This is a genomic window from Shewanella sp. SM23 (assembly GCF_025654295.1).
Classification (GTDB): domain Bacteria; phylum Pseudomonadota; class Gammaproteobacteria; order Enterobacterales; family Shewanellaceae; genus Shewanella; species Shewanella oncorhynchi.
In genome coordinates this window covers 225,196-243,613 of the sequence record NZ_JAKKRM010000006.1, presented here as the reverse complement: position 1 = coordinate 243,613, position 18,418 = coordinate 225,196, and the positions used below count along the sequence as shown (strand labels likewise).

Here is an 18,418-nt window from a genome sequence, read left to right as displayed (position 1 = left end):
GAAAGAGATTGCACGATAGATTGTCCTGTATGAGCTGCAAGTTGAGCCGCCAACTGTACAAGCCGTTTGGTCCTTCGTACATCCCCTAATTTTGCGCGCTGAAAAATGCTCTGTGCCCAGAGTGATGGTTCACTTAAAAACATGGCATGTGGTATCTGAAACAAAAGGTCAGGATCAGATCAGGTTAATTAAAAATGGTTCAAAAAAATCCCCCGGGGCAAACCGAGGGATTTGTGTAGAAGAGACAGGCATGGGCAGGGCTTCAAATCTTACTTAGATTACTTTAGGCTTTTAACAGCCTATTCATCTAGGAACGATTTTAAGATTTCTGAGCGTGAAGGGTGACGCAGTTTGCGCAGTGCCTTAGCTTCAATCTGACGAATACGTTCACGGGTCACGTCGAACTGTTTACCCACTTCTTCAAGTGTGTGGTCAGTGTTCATATCGATACCAAAACGCATACGCAGTACTTTCGCTTCACGGGCGGTTAGACCTGCTAACACTTCGTGAGTGGCGTTTTTCAAGCTTTCGCTGGTCGCTGAATCCAGTGGTAATTCGAGGGTTGTATCCTCGATAAAATCACCTAAATGCGAATCTTCATCGTCACCGATTGGGGTTTCCATGGAGATAGGTTCTTTAGCGATTTTCAGTACCTTACGGATCTTATCTTCCGGCATCATCATACGCTCAGCCAGTTCTTCAGGTGAAGGCTCACGGCCCATTTCCTGTAGCATTTGGCGAGAGATACGGTTCAGCTTGTTGATCGTTTCGATCATATGTACTGGAATACGAATCGTGCGCGCTTGGTCGGCAATAGAGCGAGTAATCGCCTGACGGATCCACCAAGTAGCATAGGTCGAAAATTTGTAACCACGACGGTATTCGAATTTATCCACGGCTTTCATTAAGCCAATGTTACCTTCTTGGATTAAGTCCAAGAATTGCAGACCACGGTTGGTGTATTTCTTCGCGATAGAAATTACCAGACGTAAGTTGGCTTCAACCATTTCTTTCTTCGCACGGCGAGCTTTGGCTTCACCGATTGACATACGACGGTTGATGTCTTTTATGGCAGAAATTGCTAAGCCGGTTTCTTCTTCAACTGCTGCAAGCTTGGTACGACAACGAATGACGTCATCTTCAACCATTCTTAGGCCTTCGGCATAAGGTTTCGTTGAGGCTTTCTCAGTGTTGAACCAATCGAGGTTGGTTTCGTTGCCCGTGAAGAATTTGACGAAGTTTTTCTTCGGCATTTTGGCTTGTTCAACGCACAGTTTTAATACTAAACGTTCTTGAACACGCACGCGGTCCATCATAGTGCGCATGCTTTTGACTAAACGGTCAAACTGCTTAGGCACTAAGCGGAATTCTTTGAAGATTTCGCCGATTTCGAAGAGGGCTTTTACCGATTCAGGGTGTTCACGGCCCTTAGCTTCGATAATTTTCAGTGCGCTTTCGTAAGCGGCTCTGAGTTGACCGAATCTTTCACGAGCTTCTTCAGGATCAGGCCCTTTGTTGCCTTCTTCTTCATCTTCGCTGTCATCGTCATCCTCTTCGTCATCTTCATCGTCCAGCTCTTCTTCAGATAATTCTGAGCCGATGTGAGTGGCGGTCGGGGCGACGTCATCTTCGTCCGGGTTTACAAATCCAGAGATAATATCAGATAAGCGCAGTTCGTCGGCTTCAAATTGGTCGAATTGCTCAAGGATCATAGCGATCGCTTGTGGGTATTCGGCGACTGAACTTTGAACTGTGTTGATGCCTTCTTCGATGCGTTTGGCGATAACAATTTCGCCTTCGCGGGTCAGAAGCTCAACGGTACCCATTTCACGCATGTACATGCGTACGGGATCGGTTGTGCGGCCAAGTTCGCTTTCTACTGTTGCCAGTGCTGCGGCGGCTTCTTCTGCTGCATCTTCGTCTGTGTTGTCTTCCGACATCATCATGTCATCGGCATCGGGGGCTTCTTCGAACACCCGGATACCCATGTCATTTATCATCTGGATAATATCTTCGATCTGGTCAGAATCGACCATGTCTGCAGGTAAGTGATCGTTCACTTCTGCATAGGTTAAGTAACCTTGCTCTTTACCTTTGGCAAGCAACAGCTTAAGTTGCGACTGCGGAGTATGATCCATAGATATCATCCAAGTTGGGAAACTGTTACAACGACGGACACTTAGCATAAGCCAAGTGCCGCGCAAATCGTCAATTATAGCCGTGTGCACATATCTGTGCTAGTCACTGGGGTAGCGAATGAGGACATTTTTGCCTCAGTTTAACCCTTTCATGACTGAGATCAGCTTCGAGAGCTGCATCTTCTCTTCTTTTGTATGAGTCTGCTTTAGACTCAATTCCTGATATCGTTGTTCAATATATTGATTGTTCAACCAAACCAGGGTTTGTTTAAACTTTTCGAGCAAGTTTTCATCCGCCACTTGATGGTCCCATTGGGCCAATTTATGGAGAGTGCCGCTGTAGGGGTGCTCTCGGAATTGTTCAAGTAGTTGTGCGCTGTTTAACGTTTGCTCTCGAGTCATCTCCAATAACAGTGGCAGCAATTCTATGCCTGGCATCTGCAAGTGGGCGAGTGCGGGTTGTGGTGGTAAACCCATACCCAGTTTAGGATGTTGTACTAACAGTGCGATGGCGAGTCGCAATGGTGTTCCGCGTCCTTTTAATCCTTTACTTGCCATTGGTTTAGCTTGTTTCACGCTAAAGCCTAGCTTCTTTTTCATATCTTCTGAGCTGTTCATTCCTAACTTGTGAGCTAAGTTCTCAAGCAGTAAATTTTGCAGCACAGTGTCTTGAATTTTTTCAATTAAGATAAAAGCTTGTTTCGCTAAGTTGCCTTTATCTGTACCGTATTTTGTCGCTAACGTGTCAAATAGAAACTCGGGTAGTGCAATGGCAGAGTCCATTAAGGTTTCAAATGCATCTTTACCAATTTTACGTACCATAGAATCAGGATCTTCTTCCTGAGGCAGGAACATAAATCGCACTTGATCGCCCGGCTTTAATAATGGCAATGCTGTTTCTAAGGCGCGCCATGCCGCTTCAGTACCCGCTCTGTCACCGTCGTAACAGCAAATCACTTCTTTAGCGCTGCGCAGCAAAAGCTGAAATTGCTCTGCTGTGGTCGAGGTGCCTAATGATGCGACAGCATAATCGACGCCAAATTGCGCCAATGCCACCACATCCATATAGCCTTCAACGATCAGTACTTTGTCTGGATCGCGATAGCGCTGCTTTAGTTCATAGAGACCATAAAGCTCATTGCCCTTATGAAATATGGGCGTTTCTGGAGAATTCAAGTATTTGGGTGTGCCATCACCTAAAACTCTGCCACCAAAACCAATGACTCGTCCGCGCCTGTCGCGGATAGGAAACATGAGGCGGTCACGAAATCTGTCGTAACGTTTCCCACTGTCGTTGCTAATTAACATACCCGCAGTCAGTAACTTATCCTGCGCATCTTGATTCTGACGATAGCGGCCCAATAAGCCATCCCAACCGTCTGGCGCAAAGCCAATACCAAAATGTTCTACTACATCATCGGATAAACCGCGATAGGCAAGATAATCGATAACTTTTTGTTTATCTTGGTGTTGTCTAAGTTGGTTTTGAAAGTAAAGGCTCGCTTCTTCCATGAGTTGATATAAGTCACGACTTAAACCGTCATCATGTCGCTTGCCTGTGCCTTGTTCTCTGGGAACCTCTAATCCAAGTTGGCCCGCCAAATCTTCAATGGCATCAATAAAATCGAGTCGGTCATACTCCATCACAAAATCGATGGCGTTGCCGTGAGCACCGCAGCCAAAGCAATGATAGAACTGTTTATCACGGCTGACGGTAAACGAAGGTGATTTTTCGCTATGAAAAGGACAACAGGCCGAGTAGTTCTTACCCGCCTTTTTCAAGGGCACCTTACGATCGATAAGTTCGACTATGTCAGTGCGAGCGATTAGCTCATTGATAAAATCACGAGGTATTGCCATTGAGTGCTTAAAATCCCGCCTTGCGCGAATTTAAACAAACAAGCCGCGCATAGGCACGGCTTGTTCATACAGTGAAACGCTAATTATTGCAATTTAGCACGGATCATAGCGCCGATAGCGCCCATGTCTGCACGTCCTTGCACTTTAGATTTCAATGCTCCCATTACTTTGCCCATATCCGCCATGGCGGATGCACCTACTTCTACAATAGTTGCATCGATGAGCGCCGCGATTTCCGCCTCTGTGAGAGGGGTAGGCAGGAAAGCTTCAATAACTTGAATCTCTGCTGCTTCCACGTCGGCCAACTCGTTACGACCCGCTGCTTCAAATTGAGCAATCGAGTCACGACGTTGTTTCACCATTTTGGTTAAGACCGCTATAACCTGTTCATCAGTCAGAGATTCGCGGGTATCCACTTCAATCTGTTTGATGGCGGCTAATGCCATACGAATAGTGCTCAAGCGCGCCTTCTCTTTGGCGATCATGGCCTGTTTCATATGGTCTTTTAGCTGATCAATTAGGCTCATATGAGATTAATATAAACGTACGCGACGTGCGTTTTCGCGAGAAAGCTTCTTAGCTAAACGTTTAACTGCAGCTGCTTTTGCGCGCTTACGTGCAGTAGTTGGCTTCTCGTAGAATTCACGAGCACGCACGTCGGCTAAAATACCAGCTTTTTCACAAGAGCGCTTGAAACGACGCAGAGCTACGTCGAATGGTTCGTTTTCACGTACTTTAATAATTGGCATACGCCATCACCCCTTAGGTGTAGGTTGTTCTGGTTCAATTGCTCGAACCAAGTCTATTTAAAATGGTGCGGAATTTTATACCGAGACACCTAGGCTTGTAAAGCCCTAAAACTGAGCTCAGTCCTATAGTGGACTCAATATGGCCTGCGCGACTGGAGTAATCGAGCGCTTGCAGGTAGAATTGGCGCCCTTTAGTTAGCAATTGATGAGACACCATGCGGGTTTTAGGTATTGAAACATCCTGTGACGAGACAGGTATCGCCGTCTATGACGATGAACTGGGCTTATTATCGCACACTTTATACAGTCAGGTTAAGCTGCATGCTGACTATGGTGGTGTGGTGCCTGAGTTGGCGTCGCGTGACCATGTACGCAAAATTGTGCCGCTTATTCGTCAAGCGCTGAAAGATGCGAATACTGAAATTGCTGATCTCGATGGGATTGCCTATACCAAGGGGCCTGGCTTGATTGGTGCTTTGCTTGTTGGCGCTTGTGTGGGGCGGTCACTGGCGTTTGCTTGGGACAAGCCTGCTATTGGTGTACATCATATGGAAGGACATCTACTGGCGCCTATGCTTGAAGATGACGCGCCCGAGTTCCCATTTGTGGCCTTATTGGTCTCTGGTGGCCATTCTATGTTGGTTAAAGTCGATGGAATTGGCCGCTATGAAGTATTAGGCGAGTCTGTTGATGATGCTGCGGGTGAAGCGTTTGATAAAACAGCTAAGTTAATGGGCTTGGATTACCCCGGCGGTCCGCGTTTAGCAAAGCTTGCTGCTAAAGGTTTACCTGCAGGGTATAAGTTTCCGCGGCCTATGACCGATAGACCTGGACTCGATTTTAGCTTTTCGGGTCTAAAAACCTTTACCGCAAATACCATTGCTGCCGAACCTGACGATGAACAGACTCGAGCCAATATTGCTCGTGCTTTTGAAGAAGCGGTGGTTGATACGCTAGCGATTAAATGTCGCCGTGCACTGAAGCAAACAGGCTATAACCGCTTAGTGATCGCCGGTGGCGTGAGTGCGAATACGCGCTTAAGAGAAACCTTGGCTGAAATGATGAGCTCGCTTGGTGGACAAGTATTTTATCCCCGTGGTGAGTTTTGTACCGATAACGGCGCTATGATTGCCTTTGCAGGATTGCAGCGTTTAAAGGCAGGGCAGCACGAAGATTTGGCGGTAAAAGGTCAGCCAAGATGGCCGTTAGATACCTTGCCACCTGTGGCATAAAACGCCTTTGATGTTGATAGGTTATGTTGAGACAAAAAAACTGCGCTTATAGCGCAGTTTTTTATTGGGATAATGTTGTCACATTAAGATTTTTTAGGTGTTTTTTTACGTGAAACTTTGGACTCTTCACCTTTAAGTAACCGTTGGATATTGTCTTTATGACGAATAATGATAAGCGTCGATAGCATGGCAACGGGAATGGTAAATCTGTCGTCTAACCACCAAGTATAAAGTGGTGCAAGTAAGGCCGTCAGAATGGCTGCAAGGGACGAGTAGCGGCTAATTAAGAGTAGGACAATCCAAGATGCCATTAAGCAAATGGCTAAATCATCGCCAATAGGCGCCATAGCACCAAAAGCTGTTGCGACACCTTTCCCCCCCTTAAATCCAAAAAATATGGGATAAATATGCCCAAGGCAGGCGGCGATAGCGATAAGTCCGAGTGAGACTGCATCTATGCCCATCAGATAGGCTAAATAAGATGGTAGGGCGCCTTTGAGCATGTCGAAAAACAACACCATGGCAGCCGAACTCGCGCCGCCAATTCGCAGTACATTGGTGGCTCCCGGATTACCTGAACCCTGTAATCTTGGATCGGGTAAACCCCTCATTCTACAAACCAGCACAGCACTCGAGATTGAACCTGCCAAATAGGCGGCCAAAATCATCAAAAGTGTCAGTGTTAATGGACTCACATTGGTTTCCTTACGCGTCTTAAGGTATTATCGCGCAACAATTTAAAAAGCTGACTCAGTTGTCAATCCCGCTATAGGTTTGTGGAATAACTCGCCCATTTGAGGTTGAGATATTTTCTGAATGAGCAAATCCTTTTAGGGCGTTATCCTACTGTGGATTGGCTCGAGTAGAAAGCAAATTAGTTATCTGTCAGAAGATTGCGGATTATACAGCTAGGATCGCTTTTAGCTTATCAGACCTCATAGTAGTAAGTTAGTTGGAGAAAGCATGGATAAAGTACTTATACGGCAATTACGCGTCGATACTGTGATTGGTGTCTATGAGTGGGAAAAGACAATCCATCAGAGCCTGTTGCTAGATATAGATATGGCGTGGGATAACAAACCAGCCGCTGCGACAGACGATTATCAATATGCGCTTTGCTATGAGACAGTTTCCAATCGATTAACAGAACTTATTACTGAGCATCCAATCGAGTTAATTGAAACGGTTGCCGAGCGCGTAGCGGATTGCTTACTTCAAGAATTTAACGTGACTTGGGTGAAAGTTGTCGTGATGAAGCCGGGGGCTGTAGCCACTGCAGCGTCGGTTGGCGTTGAGATAGAGCGTTCACGTTAGATAAGAGTTTGATCAACTCGACTGTTGATTAAGAAATCATGTTTATCTTCAGATAAATTGGACATTGCATGGCACGTATTTATATCAGTCTAGGTAGTAATATCGAGCCTGAACAGCATTTGCAAGCGGGATTAATATCACTGCGAGCGTGTTTTGGGCCGCTGCGCCTATCTTCTATGTATGAAAGTGAAGCGGTAGGTTTTAGTGGCACTAACTTTCTGAATATGGTTGCTAGTGCTGAAACTGACCTTAATATTGCTGCGGTAGTTGCGCAGTTTAAGCAAATCGAGCAGAATCACGGCCGGCTTGTCGGGGCGAAGAAGTTTAGCCCAAGAACTTTAGATTTAGACCTGCTGCTTTATGACCATGTGGTATGTGAAACGCCCGTTACGCTCCCCCGTGCAGAGATAGTTAATAATGCCTTTGTGCTATGGCCATTAGCCGAGTTAGCGCCGGAATTGATTCATCCTGTGGTTGATAAAAGCTATGCCAGTTTGTGGCAAGAGTATGATAAAGAATCACAGCGACTTTGGCCTGTGATGTTTGAATGGCCCCAAGGGCTGACGTTTTAATTTATTGATAGGATTGTCATGGATACGTTTCAGGTCATTATTTTAGCGCTTATTCAAGGGCTAACTGAGTTTTTGCCTATTTCTAGTTCTGCCCACTTAATTCTGCCTGCTCAGCTTTTAGGCTGGGAAGATCAAGGTTTGTCATTCGACGTGGCGGTGAATACGGGGTCGTTATTTGCTGTGGTGATTTATTTTAGACACGAGTTATGGACTATGTTTAATGCTTGGATTGCAAGCATTTTTAAAGGTCAGCAATCCGAAGACAGCAAGCTGGCATGGTGGATTATTCTGGCGACGTTACCCGCTGTATTTTTTGGTTTTATGGCTAAGGATTTTATTGCAACTCACCTACGTAATACAGAAGTTATCGCGGTCACGACAGTCGTTTTTGGTTTATTATTGTGGTGGGCAGATAAGATGTCGCGCCGCGATTTAACAATCTATCAGACTGGATGGCGCAAAGCCTTGTTAATTGGTTTCGCGCAGGCGCTTGCCTTAATCCCTGGAACTTCACGTTCTGGCGCCACTATGACAGCGGCGCTAATGCTAGGTTTGAGTCGAGATGCTGCGGCTCGCTTTTCATTCTTAATGTCAGTGCCTGTGAGCTTAGGCGCGGCAATTTTAGTCGGTAAAGATTTGGCGGAAAGCGCGCTGCCAATTGATTATCAAGCATTGATCTTAGGCACTTTGATTTCCTTTGTTGCAGCTTATGCATGTATTCACTATTTCTTGAAAATCATCAGCCGCATGGGAATGACCCCGTTTGTTATTTACCGTTTGGCACTGGGTGCTGTGCTGTGTGGATTTATTTTTTTGTAGTCATTCCAGCTTAGTCATCATAGTGAAATTATGAATAATAGAATCGGGTCAAGTACCCGATTTTTGTTTTTGGAGCTTCCTCATTTTTCTGAAGCTTAACTTATTTTTGGAGCTTTATATGGGTCTCGAATATCAGTGTCCAACCTGCGGACTTGCGTTAAAACAACACAAAGCCTCCCAAGGTTTTTATTGTGCAAATAAGCATCATTTTGATCGAAATGAGCAAGGTTATTGGGTTTTTACTAAACCACAACGCCAAAAGCCGACAGGGGATTCGCGCGAGCAAGTTAGGGCTAAGCGTTTTCTTCTCGAATCAGGCATCTTTTCGCCTTTAATCGATAAATTGGCTGAGATAATCACCGGCTCTATCAAGCCTGACGCTTGTTTATTGGATTATGAATGCGCTGAGGGCTTCTATTTGCGTGCTTTAGCTTCCAAGTTGGCAGAGGTCGAAAATCCGCGAAACGTCCAGTACGTGGGTGTAGCAGACGCAGAAAATGCTATTTTTGCTGCAGCAAAAGCGCAGACTCCTGGGATCTTGTGTTTAAGCTCTTCTAAAAAATTACCCTTTGCCGATAATTGTGTGGATTTTATTACTGTTATTGATAGGCCGTTAAAGGGAAAAGAGTCTGTCAGGGTATTGAAAGATGATGGGACCATGTTACTGGTTATGCCTGGGCCACGACATCTATGGCAACTCAGAGAATATATTTATTCCGACTTGGCTGAAAAACCTTTCCAAGTGAATTTACCCTCAGCATTATTGGTAAAAGAAACTCAGTCACTGCGCTTTACTTTATCAGTTACAGGTGAACAGGCATTAACGTTATTGGATATGGCACCCTATGCGTGGCGTGCAACTGACAAGATGAAACACGATATTCAAGCTAATCATTTTGAGTCGCTAGAAATTGACTATGTATTAGTCTTAGCACATAAACGCGTGAGTGAATCGCTATAGGTTAAAACTTGCAGTCGATGCGGTTAATTTTAAAACAATTCATAGGCTTAGCTAGATGGTTTTTTGATGTTTTAAAAGGCTATATTACTCAAGTCTATGATTCTGTTTGACGTTTTTATGTAATTTTTATGTTGGATAGGCTGAAGGTGTTATTATTTTTAACTTTAGGCCTATTTGTTCAGTGACAAATACAACCTTCTTATTGCCTTTGTTTCCCATATAGCCTCGATTTTTTTATCTATAGCTGTGCTTTAAATTAATAGCTTTCATTTCCCATGAATACATTTTTTATGATAAATGAGGCTGATTGTTAGGGATGCTTAAAAACGCAAACGAGAAGTTTAGATTAATAACGCGACTTTATTTAAAAGAGGGATAGCACTCGTTTATACAGAAGTATGCCAAGGCTAACTTTTAGGGGGGAGGTAGGCGAATCGCCTTTAACATGTCTTTGGAAGTTTAAAATCAATTTAGCGATTTTGTATTGCCGCATTCGCTATTCTTTGCATGGCAATCTTGAATTGTAGGTATAAAAAAAGGCTTAGATTGATGTGCTTATCGCTTTCATCTTTCTTAAGCCTTTTGTCTTAACTTACTAAATAGTAAGCTAAATTACCTTTCATTACTTCTTGTAACGAGAAGCAACGTTGTCTAAACGGTCGTTTGCGCGTTTAGCTTCTGCTTGTGCGTCCATAGATGCTGCTTTTGCATCTTTAACGTCTGCAGACAGTTTGCTTTGCTCTGATTTCAGAGAACCAACATCAGCTGACAATTGATCAACTTTGTTGCCCAGAGTTGCAACGCTTTCTTCCAGAGCAGTAGTGTTCGCGCAACCACCTAGTAGGGCAGTCATTGCTAAACCAGCAATCATCAGTACTTTTTTGTTCATTGTAAAAAATCCCTTAAAATAGGTTGGATTTGAATGTTTCGTTACTTTGTAAGCGAAACTGCCTAATTATGACATAGCTATTTTAATTTGCTACGAATATTAATGTGTTTAACCACTATAGGCATATAAATTTTTTTTAAAAGCTTTTTTTCTATGTGATATCGACATTTCTAATCGTAAAAAGGGGCATTATTCACCATGCAGTGATGCACGACTTACAAATCCTTTACAAATTAATGGTTGTCCATCGGCAGTTTTGTTTGCATTTTTTGTTTAAACTGACTGACGGCTTCAACTCGATGTAAATTTAAGGCTTGTTTTATCTCTGCGCCTTGGAAACCAGTGGCAATGATGGCGGCAATATCGACATTATTGGCGACAGTGAAGCACTGAGTTAAATACTCTCCCTGAGGATATGGGATGTTTTCAAATCCTGTGCGGCCGCGCATATCTGCGGTGCAAGCTAATATAAGTTGCGTTAAGCGCTCTGGTTTACGCCAAAAGTCAGCTTTATCGAATATTTTAACGATAGTTTCGGCTCTGAGCTCGAATGCCTGATGGACGTTCTGATGTTGGTCGCTGACGAGCAACGCCAGATCGCGTGCCTCATTCGGTACTCGTAAACGTGTACAGAGGGCTTTTATGAGTGGCAAGCCTTTTTGGCCGTGGCCGTGATGCTTTGGTAAATGCTCTTTTGGACTCAGTGCTTTACCTAAATCATGCACTAGGGCGGCAAACCGAACGCTTTTATCCTCAGTGAGCAGTGCGGCTTGAGCGAGCACCATTAAGGTATGCACGCCAGTATCTATTTCAGGATGCCATTTTTCAGGTTGAGGTATGCCAAATAAGGCGTGAATTTCAGGGAACAGGACTTCGAGTGCGGCACATTGGTGCAGTACCTCAAAAAAGACCTCTGGGTGAGGTCCGCCTAAACTTTTATCAACTTCTTGCCAAACTCGCTCCGCCGTTAAAGCGCTAAGCTCATTGCTTGCGCTAATTTGACGCATCAGTGCCAGGGTTTCTGCGGCAATTTGAAATCCTAAGGCATGAAACCTTGCGGCAAAGCGGGCGACGCGTAACACTCGCAGTGGATCTTCAACGAAAGCATCCGACACATGGCGTAACAGGCGCGCGTTAATATCCTCAATACCATTAAAAGGATCATATAAGTTGCCCTTTTCATCTTGGGCGATCGCATTGATGGTTAGATCTCGGCGCAACAAATCTTGTTCTAAAGTCACATCAGGGCTGGCGTGGCAGCTAAAACCACCATAACCCAGACCAATTTTTCGTTCGGTTCGGGCTAAAGCATATTCTTGTTGATTTTTGGGATGTAGAAATACGGGGAAATCTTTACCCACTTGGCGGTAACCCTGTTGCAGCATTTGTTCTGGTGTTGCTCCAACGACAAGGTAATCTTTATCTTTAATGGGAAGATTGAGCAGGCTGTCACGTACAGCACCGCCGACGAGATATATTTTCACAGGCAAGATTCGGCTAATGTGTCATGAACATAGCTTATCACGCTCATTAAGATGATGGATAAAGTCGTCGCGAGATATTTGCGCACTTATCTGTCACATTGATGTTGCAGATATTTTGACAATAACATTGGGACGCTTTAACGTGGGGCGTTATTTTTAAATTAGGATGATTGGTGGTATGTACAAGGCCTTTTACGGACTCAGCGATAACCCTTTTTCAATTGCACCCAATCCCCATTATTTGTTTCTGAGTGATAGGCACAGAGAGGCGTTAGCCCATTTAACCTATGGGTTAGGGGAAACGGGCGGCTTTGTGTTGTTAACAGGGGAAGTCGGTACGGGTAAAACAACAGTATCTCGTTGTTTGCTTGGGCAATTGCCCGACAATACCGATACTGCTTTTATCCTTAATCCGTCGTTAACTGAGCTTGAATTACTCGCAACGCTTTGTGATGAGCTTAAGATTTCCTACGGCGATAATCCTACACTCAAGCAATTGACTGATCACTTGAGCCGTTTTTTACTGGCGAATCACAGCAAAGGTCGTAATACCGTGCTCATTATCGATGAAGCACAGCATTTACGTCCTGAGGTGCTGGAGCAATTGCGTCTTCTGACTAATTTGGAGACGGACACTAAGAAGTTACTGCAGGTGATTTTAATCGGTCAGCCGGAATTACAGCTGTTATTGAAGCGCCAAGAATTGCGTCAGTTAGCCCAGCGGATCACGGCTCGTTATCATTTATTGCCGCTCAATGAAGATGAAATCGCCCTCTATGTGCTGCATCGTTTGCAGGTGGCAGGGCGGTTTGAGCCTTTATTCACCCGTAAAGCCGTTAACGTTTTGCAGAAATACAGTGGCGGCATCCCTCGATTAATTAACCTCTTATGTGAACGTTCACTGATGGCAGGCTATGCACAATCGCGGGTGCCCATAGATCATCATATGGTGCGGCAAGCCGCGGCTGAAGTATTAGGTGAAGAAGAACCGACTCAAAATAGGTATTTGTGGCCGACAGCAACCGCTGCGGCGTTATGTGTTGCGTTTGGTGTGTCTTATTGGTTATTTACTGATAAGTCAGTCAATACGGCGCCAGCGTCCAATTTGGTTACTGAGTCTGTGCCAACAAATGTGGCGTCATTAAATGCTCAAACCTTGGGTGGTGAAGGCGTCGCTGATAAGTCAGTAAAACCGACTAATCAACCAAGCGGTCAGACTTCCATTCCCGATCCTAATCAACGTCTGTTAAACGAGGCGATTAATCAGAGTCGCAATATCGATACTGCTTTTGCAGGTTTGTTTAGCGTGTGGGGCAAAGTGCCCTATAAAGGCTTGACGGCTTGCCAATCGGCGGTTGAGCAAGGATTAGCTTGCTATCAACAGCAGGGTAACTGGATGTCACTGACTCGGCTTAATTATCCGGCTGTCGTGTATTTGGTTGATGACAAGCAACAAGATTTTTATGGTGCAGTGCTTGCGGTAGAGGGGGAACAATTACTGATGCAACTGGGTGAGCAGCAACTTTGGGTTGATAGAGCTTGGTTTAATCAACATTTCAGTGGCACCTTCGAAATATTATGGCAAGCACCTAATTTGCCTATGATGGATATCAGTCAAAAATCGAGTCCTGGTCAATTACAGTGGTTAGAGAATGCGTTAGCCCATGTGAATGGTCGTAGCCCCCGTCGGGTTAATCAATTTGATGTGCAATTGGAAAATGATCTTAAAACCTTCCAAAGTCAGCATGGATTAAAAGCCGATGGTATTGCAGGGAATCAAACATTAGTGAGATTAAATTTGTATTTAAGTCAGCAAGGCCCACGGTTAACTGATGATGGGGCGCGCAGCTGATGTCCATTTTACTCGATGCCGTAACCCGCAATAAACAACAGCAACAATCACCGTTACCTGATGCTGTGATGACGCCAAGGGCGAATTATCCACAGCCACGTAAATCGGGTGTGCCGATAGGAAAACTGTCTATATTAGTCGTTGCAGTTGCCGCAGGAATTGGTGTGGCTTGGGGATTAAGCGTTTGGGATAAAACTCGACCTCCCCAAAGTGATACTGTGGCAGTGGCTAACGTACTACCATCAACTTCATCATTGCCCGCTTCGACTGCGATTAAAAATGAGCTTCAGTCTACGGTAGGAGCTGCCTCTGAGCTCCAAGTTGAGCCCAGGGCTGCTTCAGGTGTTCGGCTTGCTGGGAAAGTGGCGCTTCCTCGGACGCAGACTTTACCCGAGCTAACGGTATCGCCGCAATTTCAGGCTGAGACTGTAGTATCAAATGTGCCTCAAATGAATGCTAGCGCGAATATAACGACCAATTCTGTTGGCATGCCGGCTCAAAGGGATAGCAATTCGGGTTTTAGTGATTCAAGCTACGCAGATTATATGTCGACGTCAGCCCAAGTCGATGCGGCAAGTCAGGAAGCGGTTGTGCCAGCAGAGACGCAAGCACAGCAGCCTATGATGTTAGGTGCTAATGCCAATGAGTCTGGTCTAGCGAGTCTTGAAGCCCTGCGTCAGCAAGTCAGTGCCGCGGCGGAAGATGTCGGTTTAGAGACCAATAAAAGTCGCGATGAAGATAAGTTAGTGGCTTCCTTTCAAAATGCATTAAAGGATGTGGAATATGTTAATGCTGCAGAGACGAATGTCACTGAAGCTAAATTAGATCCTATTCCTAAAACTGCTGCGGATGAAATTCCGAAATACGGCCAATTACCTGCAGGTCTGCAATTGCAAGTGCCTGAATTTAATATCGTTGCTCATGTTTATTCCAGCGACCCTGCCCAGAGATGGCTGAATGTAGACGGTGCCGAGTTACAAGAAGGGGATATGATTGCTGGTAAGCTGAAAATCATCTCTATTCGTCCAAGGGACATAGTATTAGATATTCAAGGAACCCAGTTTAAGGTGCCCGCAATCTAATCAGGTATTACGATAAGTCATGCTAGCGGTTATTTGTGGTAACAATAAATAAGTCGTTGATAAAAAAGGCGCACTAGGCGCCTTTTTTGATCTTAGCCAATCTCAACTTAATCAAACAGTCTGTTGGCTAAGAATAGGGTCAGTGCGTAACCGACGCTGTAGCAGAGGAAAAGTGCAGGAACATATTTCAAGTAGCTCACAAAAGTCAGTTCTTTCACTTTACTCATGGCTACAATACCTGATGCTGAACCGATAATCAGCAGTGAACCACCGACTCCGACGCTGTAAGTCAAGCCAAGCCATTCAGGAGTACTCAGTACTGGATTGGCTTTTAACAATGCCGCCGTTAGCGGTACGTTATCAATTAAGGCTGAGCCCATACCCGTGACGAAGTTAGAGATGTTTGGATTAAACTGAGTATAAGCTTCAGTCAACATGTCTAAGGTGCCAATTTCTTTAAGCATACCAACGAGCAGTAAAATACCTAAGAAGAACAACAGGGTGTCGTATTCAACTTGGCGAATATACTCTAGGATCTTGATTTCTTCTTTATCACTGCGCGTGGTATGGCCAATCAGGAACATAATTGATAGACCCGTTAAGAAGGTTAACACTGGCGGGATACCAAACAATATGTTGAGTAGCATGGTCATTAAAATGGTGCAGAAGAAGACGAGGGCAATCAATACATCAACGGTTTGATAAGTATGTTTGATTGGCGTCGTGCTCACAACACCTTCGGCTTTGAGTGAGAATAGGGTTGCCAGTAAAATCACGCTGACGGCTGAAGGGATAAACAACATCAATAGTTCAGACATATGCACATGTCCAGCTAAGAAGATCATCAGTGTCGTCACATCGCCAGTGATCAGGGCTACACCGCCTGAGTTCACCGCGAAGATAATCAACACTGCCATTCTACGGCGCATTTGCTTATCGAGTTTAAAGGTGGTTAATAAACCTAAAGACACTAACGTCGCGGTGACGTTATCACAAAATGCTGAGAGCACGAGTGCAAATAGAGCGACTTGGATCATTAACATACGCACTGATACTTTCTGCGGAAACAGCTTTTGCACCATGATTTGGATCATACCCTTAGCATTCAAATATGCTACGAAGGTCATGGTCGACATCAGAAAGAGCCAAAGTGTGGCAATCTCGAGCAAATTTTCATTGAGCTGATGGGCAACGATTTTCTCATTAGCCGGTTCCCCTGCAGCCATAAACAGCGCTACCCAAGAGATACAACCAAAGAATAAGGTGGTTTTTGCTTTATTAAGGTGGGTCACTTCTTCGAAAATAATACTGAGCAATGCGAGCACGGCCAGTAAGATGAGAAAGGTATTTAACATAACTGCAATTCCAACTGCTGTTTTGATGTCGTAGGGCGACTTGAGTCAACCTAAAGATTGGGCATATCAAGGCTAAATTAAGCTAGCCGTGTTAGCGCGTGCGGATCAGAACATAATGGGCTAGAGAACGCAACTGTTAGCTGTAACTCAATTTAATGCTTCTTTGTGATGTCTATCTCATGCTTTTGGGTTGCTAATTAGTTTTATATATTGGTTATTGTGATTATTGTAGCGTTATTAACTGTATTGTTTGATTTGATTACCGCGTTAAAAGTGAGATCTACGATTAAAGTCTAATCAGTTAGTTTGCATATTCTTCAATTAATTTTTATTCAGGTCGTTATTCCTGAATTGTCATGCCTATGTAGGCAGGCATTTTTAATGCTTGCTTTTTGAATGAGTGCCACTCGGAAGTAGGGTGCTCTTAGCACTCAGTCCTGCAGAATTCTGCGTCTTGAGCTTGTTTGGGTATCAATACTGGATATTGTGTTTTTGAAGTAGAGGAAAATGAGATTTGTTATCTGGAGTCTTTTGCTTTTAGGCTCACTCGTTTGGTTAATATATTGTGGCAAGCAGCTTATTGCGCTGGGCGTGATGGGGTGGCCTTAGCACGTTATTGAGCATATCCACTTGACCTTACAATTCATGGAGGCTGGGATAATATTTAAATCGGCTTTAGGTTCTAAAAAGTCTGATCGTTATTAAAGCGACACAAAGCTAACTAAATCGAATAAAAGCAAAGGGACGCATTGGCGTCCCTTTGTTATGTTTAAACGGCTTAAATACTAAAGCTTAGGCTTAGCTTGCCGCTTTCATGCTAGCCAATACGCGATCAGCCGCTTCTAAGGTTAAGCGCATCTCTTCTTCGCCATGAGCCATTGACAGGAAGCCAGCTTCATAGGCACTTGGCGCTAAGTAAACACCTTCATCTAGCATGCCGTGATAGAAAATACGGAACTGTTCGATATTACATTGGGTCACTTGATCGAAACGAGTGATCTCGAGTTGTTCCGTGAAGAAGAAACCGAACATGCCACCAACATAGTTGATCGCCATTGGAATACCGTGCTTATCCGCAGCCGCTTTAAAGCCTTCTGCAATACGTTTGGTTTTCGCGCTCAGTGCTTCGTACAGACCTTCTTCACACAGGGCTTCCATTTGTGCCAGACCCGCTGACATCGCAATGGGGTTACCCGATAACGTACCCGCTTGGTAAACCGGACCCGTAGGGGCGATAAATTGCATCACATCTTTACGGCCACCGAAAGCCCCCACTGGCATACCGCCACCAATCACTTTACCAAGTGTGGTTAAGTCTGGTGTGACGCCGTAGTAACCTTGAGCACCACTTAGTGATACGCGAAACCCTGTCATCACTTCATCGATAATCAACAGCGCGCCAAACTCATCACACATATCACGCAGGCCTTGAAGGAAACCTGGGACAGGTGGAATGCAGTTCATGTTGCCAGCAACGGGCTCGATGATGATGCAAGAAATCTCAGTTGGATACTGTTCGAACAGGGTTCTAACTGAATCTAAATCGTTATACACAGCGGTTAAGGTGTGCTTGGCAAAATCTTCAGGAATACCGGGTGAGCTAGGTTGACCTAACGTTAACGCGCCAGAACCGGCTTTCACTAACAGGCAATCTGCGTGGCCGTGGTAGCAGCCTTCAAATTTTAAGATCTTGTCACGATTGGTAAAACCGCGTGCTAAACGAATGGCGCTCATAGTGGCTTCAGTGCCTGAACTCACCATACGCACTTGCTCGATAGAAGGCACCATAGAGATGACTTTTTCGGCCATTTGCACTTCAAGCTCAGTTGGCGCACCAAAAGATAAGCCATTTTCTACCGCTGCTAATACAGCTGCACGGATTTTAGGATGGTTGTGGCCGAGGATCATCGGGCCCCAAGAACCGACATAGTCGATATAAGCTTTGCCATCGGCATCGTAAATATAAGCGCCGTTAGCTTTTTCAATAAACAGGGGCGAACCGCCTACACCATTAAATGCACGAACCGGAGAGTTAACGCCGCCGGGGATGGTTTTTTTAGCCTGTTCAAATAGCGCTTCGGAACGGGTCATGTTTAGTCCTTAAAGTCTGT

The 18,418-nt window shown here is 44.8% G+C and carries 17 protein-coding genes; 7 read left to right on the top strand and 10 right to left on the bottom strand.

Going from position 1 to position 18,418, the window contains the following annotated elements:
* The 5 genes from L5L98_RS10530 to rpsU form a co-directional block, all read right to left on the bottom strand.
* A partial coding sequence (locus L5L98_RS10530; protein ID WP_263140584.1) for a transposase occupies nt 1-143 on the bottom strand: 143 nt, incomplete at its 3' end.
* Between the two features lie 156 nt (nt 144-299).
* Nucleotides 300-2,138, bottom strand: coding sequence for an RNA polymerase sigma factor RpoD (gene rpoD / locus L5L98_RS10525; protein WP_105249892.1), 1,839 nt, complete (start codon nt 2,136-2,138; stop codon nt 300-302).
* A 135-nt stretch (nt 2,139-2,273) separates the two neighbouring features.
* Nucleotides 2,274-3,998: a DNA primase gene (gene dnaG / locus L5L98_RS10520; RefSeq protein WP_263140579.1), complete on the bottom strand. Its 1,725-nt coding sequence runs from the start codon at nt 3,996-3,998 to the stop codon at nt 2,274-2,276.
* A gap of 83 nt (nt 3,999-4,081) precedes the next feature.
* Entirely contained in the window at nt 4,082-4,525 is a 444-nt protein-coding gene (locus L5L98_RS10515) for a GatB/YqeY domain-containing protein (RefSeq protein ID WP_028760869.1), read from the bottom strand.
* A gap of 6 nt (nt 4,526-4,531) precedes the next feature.
* Nucleotides 4,532-4,747: a 30S ribosomal protein S21 gene (gene rpsU / locus L5L98_RS10510; protein WP_006080725.1), complete on the bottom strand. Its 216-nt coding sequence runs from the start codon at nt 4,745-4,747 to the stop codon at nt 4,532-4,534.
* A gap of 215 nt (nt 4,748-4,962) precedes the next feature.
* On the opposite strand from rpsU, the gene tsaD reads away from it, so the two are divergent.
* Nucleotides 4,963-5,979 (top strand): tRNA (adenosine(37)-N6)-threonylcarbamoyltransferase complex transferase subunit TsaD, encoded by a 1,017-nt coding sequence (gene tsaD, locus L5L98_RS10505; RefSeq protein WP_131523062.1) that lies wholly within the window; start codon nt 4,963-4,965, stop codon nt 5,977-5,979.
* A gap of 83 nt (nt 5,980-6,062) precedes the next feature.
* Here tsaD and plsY read toward each other — a convergent pair whose 3' ends face one another.
* Complete coding sequence (plsY, locus tag L5L98_RS10500; RefSeq protein ID WP_212599962.1) at nt 6,063-6,674, bottom strand: glycerol-3-phosphate 1-O-acyltransferase PlsY; 612 nt, start codon at nt 6,672-6,674, stop codon at nt 6,063-6,065.
* A 268-nt stretch (nt 6,675-6,942) separates the two neighbouring features.
* On the opposite strand from plsY, the gene folB reads away from it, so the two are divergent.
* From folB to L5L98_RS10480, 4 genes are all read left to right on the top strand, one after another.
* Nucleotides 6,943-7,293 carry a dihydroneopterin aldolase gene (folB, locus tag L5L98_RS10495; RefSeq protein WP_263140556.1) on the top strand — a complete coding sequence of 117 codons (351 nt, stop codon included), beginning with the start codon at nt 6,943-6,945 and terminating at the stop codon, nt 7,291-7,293.
* A 68-nt stretch (nt 7,294-7,361) separates the two neighbouring features.
* Nucleotides 7,362-7,865 (top strand): 2-amino-4-hydroxy-6-hydroxymethyldihydropteridine diphosphokinase, encoded by a 504-nt coding sequence (gene folK / locus L5L98_RS10490; RefSeq protein ID WP_113940689.1) that lies wholly within the window; start codon nt 7,362-7,364, stop codon nt 7,863-7,865.
* A gap of 18 nt (nt 7,866-7,883) precedes the next feature.
* A complete protein-coding gene (locus tag L5L98_RS10485) occupies nt 7,884-8,684 on the top strand; it encodes an undecaprenyl-diphosphate phosphatase (RefSeq protein ID WP_263140552.1) in 801 nt (266 codons plus the stop codon).
* A gap of 118 nt (nt 8,685-8,802) precedes the next feature.
* Nucleotides 8,803-9,645 (top strand): putative RNA methyltransferase, encoded by an 843-nt coding sequence (locus L5L98_RS10480; protein ID WP_168823472.1) that lies wholly within the window; start codon nt 8,803-8,805, stop codon nt 9,643-9,645.
* A gap of 622 nt (nt 9,646-10,267) precedes the next feature.
* On the opposite strand, the gene L5L98_RS10475 is transcribed toward L5L98_RS10480, so the two are convergent.
* Complete coding sequence (locus L5L98_RS10475) at nt 10,268-10,534, bottom strand: Lpp/OprI family alanine-zipper lipoprotein (protein WP_006080732.1); 267 nt, start codon at nt 10,532-10,534, stop codon at nt 10,268-10,270.
* A 233-nt stretch (nt 10,535-10,767) separates the two neighbouring features.
* Nucleotides 10,768-12,018, bottom strand: a complete 1,251-nt coding sequence (locus L5L98_RS10470) for a multifunctional CCA addition/repair protein (RefSeq protein ID WP_263140545.1) — start codon at nt 12,016-12,018, stop codon at nt 10,768-10,770.
* 178 nt (nt 12,019-12,196) lie between these two features.
* Here L5L98_RS10470 and L5L98_RS10465 point away from each other — a divergent pair, with 178 nt between their 5' ends.
* On the top strand, nt 12,197-13,870 hold the full coding sequence (locus L5L98_RS10465; RefSeq protein ID WP_263140543.1) for an ExeA family protein: 1,674 nt from the start codon (nt 12,197-12,199) through the stop codon (nt 13,868-13,870).
* Nucleotides 13,870-14,952 (top strand): general secretion pathway protein GspB, encoded by a 1,083-nt coding sequence (locus tag L5L98_RS10460; protein WP_263140540.1) that lies wholly within the window; start codon nt 13,870-13,872, stop codon nt 14,950-14,952. Before L5L98_RS10465 ends, L5L98_RS10460 begins: the two co-directional genes overlap by 1 nt.
* Nucleotides 14,953-15,059: 107 nt before the next feature.
* Here L5L98_RS10460 and nhaD read toward each other — a convergent pair whose 3' ends face one another.
* Nucleotides 15,060-16,307, bottom strand: a complete 1,248-nt coding sequence (gene nhaD, locus L5L98_RS10455; RefSeq protein WP_028760859.1) for a sodium:proton antiporter NhaD — start codon at nt 16,305-16,307, stop codon at nt 15,060-15,062.
* A 798-nt stretch (nt 16,308-17,105) separates the two neighbouring features.
* Complete coding sequence (gene hemL / locus L5L98_RS10450; protein WP_198572147.1) at nt 17,106-18,398, bottom strand: glutamate-1-semialdehyde 2,1-aminomutase; 1,293 nt, start codon at nt 18,396-18,398, stop codon at nt 17,106-17,108.
* Nucleotides 18,399-18,418 lie beyond the last annotated feature (20 nt).

Coding starts and splice junctions, on each gene's coding strand:
- hemL (WP_198572147.1), bottom strand. CDS start 18,398: ATGACCCGTTCCGAAGCGCTATTTGAACAGGCTAAAAAAACCATCCCC.
- L5L98_RS10480 (WP_168823472.1), top strand. CDS start 8,803: ATGGGTCTCGAATATCAGTGTCCAACCTGCGGACTTGCGTTAAAACAA.
- rpsU (WP_006080725.1), bottom strand. CDS start 4,747: ATGCCAATTATTAAAGTACGTGAAAACGAACCATTCGACGTAGCTCTG.
- dnaG (WP_263140579.1), bottom strand. CDS start 3,998: ATGGCAATACCTCGTGATTTTATCAATGAGCTAATCGCTCGCACTGAC.
- L5L98_RS10460 (WP_263140540.1), top strand. CDS start 13,870: ATGTCCATTTTACTCGATGCCGTAACCCGCAATAAACAACAGCAACAA.
- L5L98_RS10465 (WP_263140543.1), top strand. CDS start 12,197: ATGTACAAGGCCTTTTACGGACTCAGCGATAACCCTTTTTCAATTGCA.
- rpoD (WP_105249892.1), bottom strand. CDS start 2,138: ATGGATCATACTCCGCAGTCGCAACTTAAGCTGTTGCTTGCCAAAGGT.
- L5L98_RS10475 (WP_006080732.1), bottom strand. CDS start 10,534: ATGAACAAAAAAGTACTGATGATTGCTGGTTTAGCAATGACTGCCCTA.
- folB (WP_263140556.1), top strand. CDS start 6,943: ATGGATAAAGTACTTATACGGCAATTACGCGTCGATACTGTGATTGGT.
- folK (WP_113940689.1), top strand. CDS start 7,362: ATGGCACGTATTTATATCAGTCTAGGTAGTAATATCGAGCCTGAACAG.
- L5L98_RS10515 (WP_028760869.1), bottom strand. CDS start 4,525: ATGAGCCTAATTGATCAGCTAAAAGACCATATGAAACAGGCCATGATC.
- L5L98_RS10485 (WP_263140552.1), top strand. CDS start 7,884: ATGGATACGTTTCAGGTCATTATTTTAGCGCTTATTCAAGGGCTAACT.
- tsaD (WP_131523062.1), top strand. CDS start 4,963: ATGCGGGTTTTAGGTATTGAAACATCCTGTGACGAGACAGGTATCGCC.
- nhaD (WP_028760859.1), bottom strand. CDS start 16,307: ATGTTAAATACCTTTCTCATCTTACTGGCCGTGCTCGCATTGCTCAGT.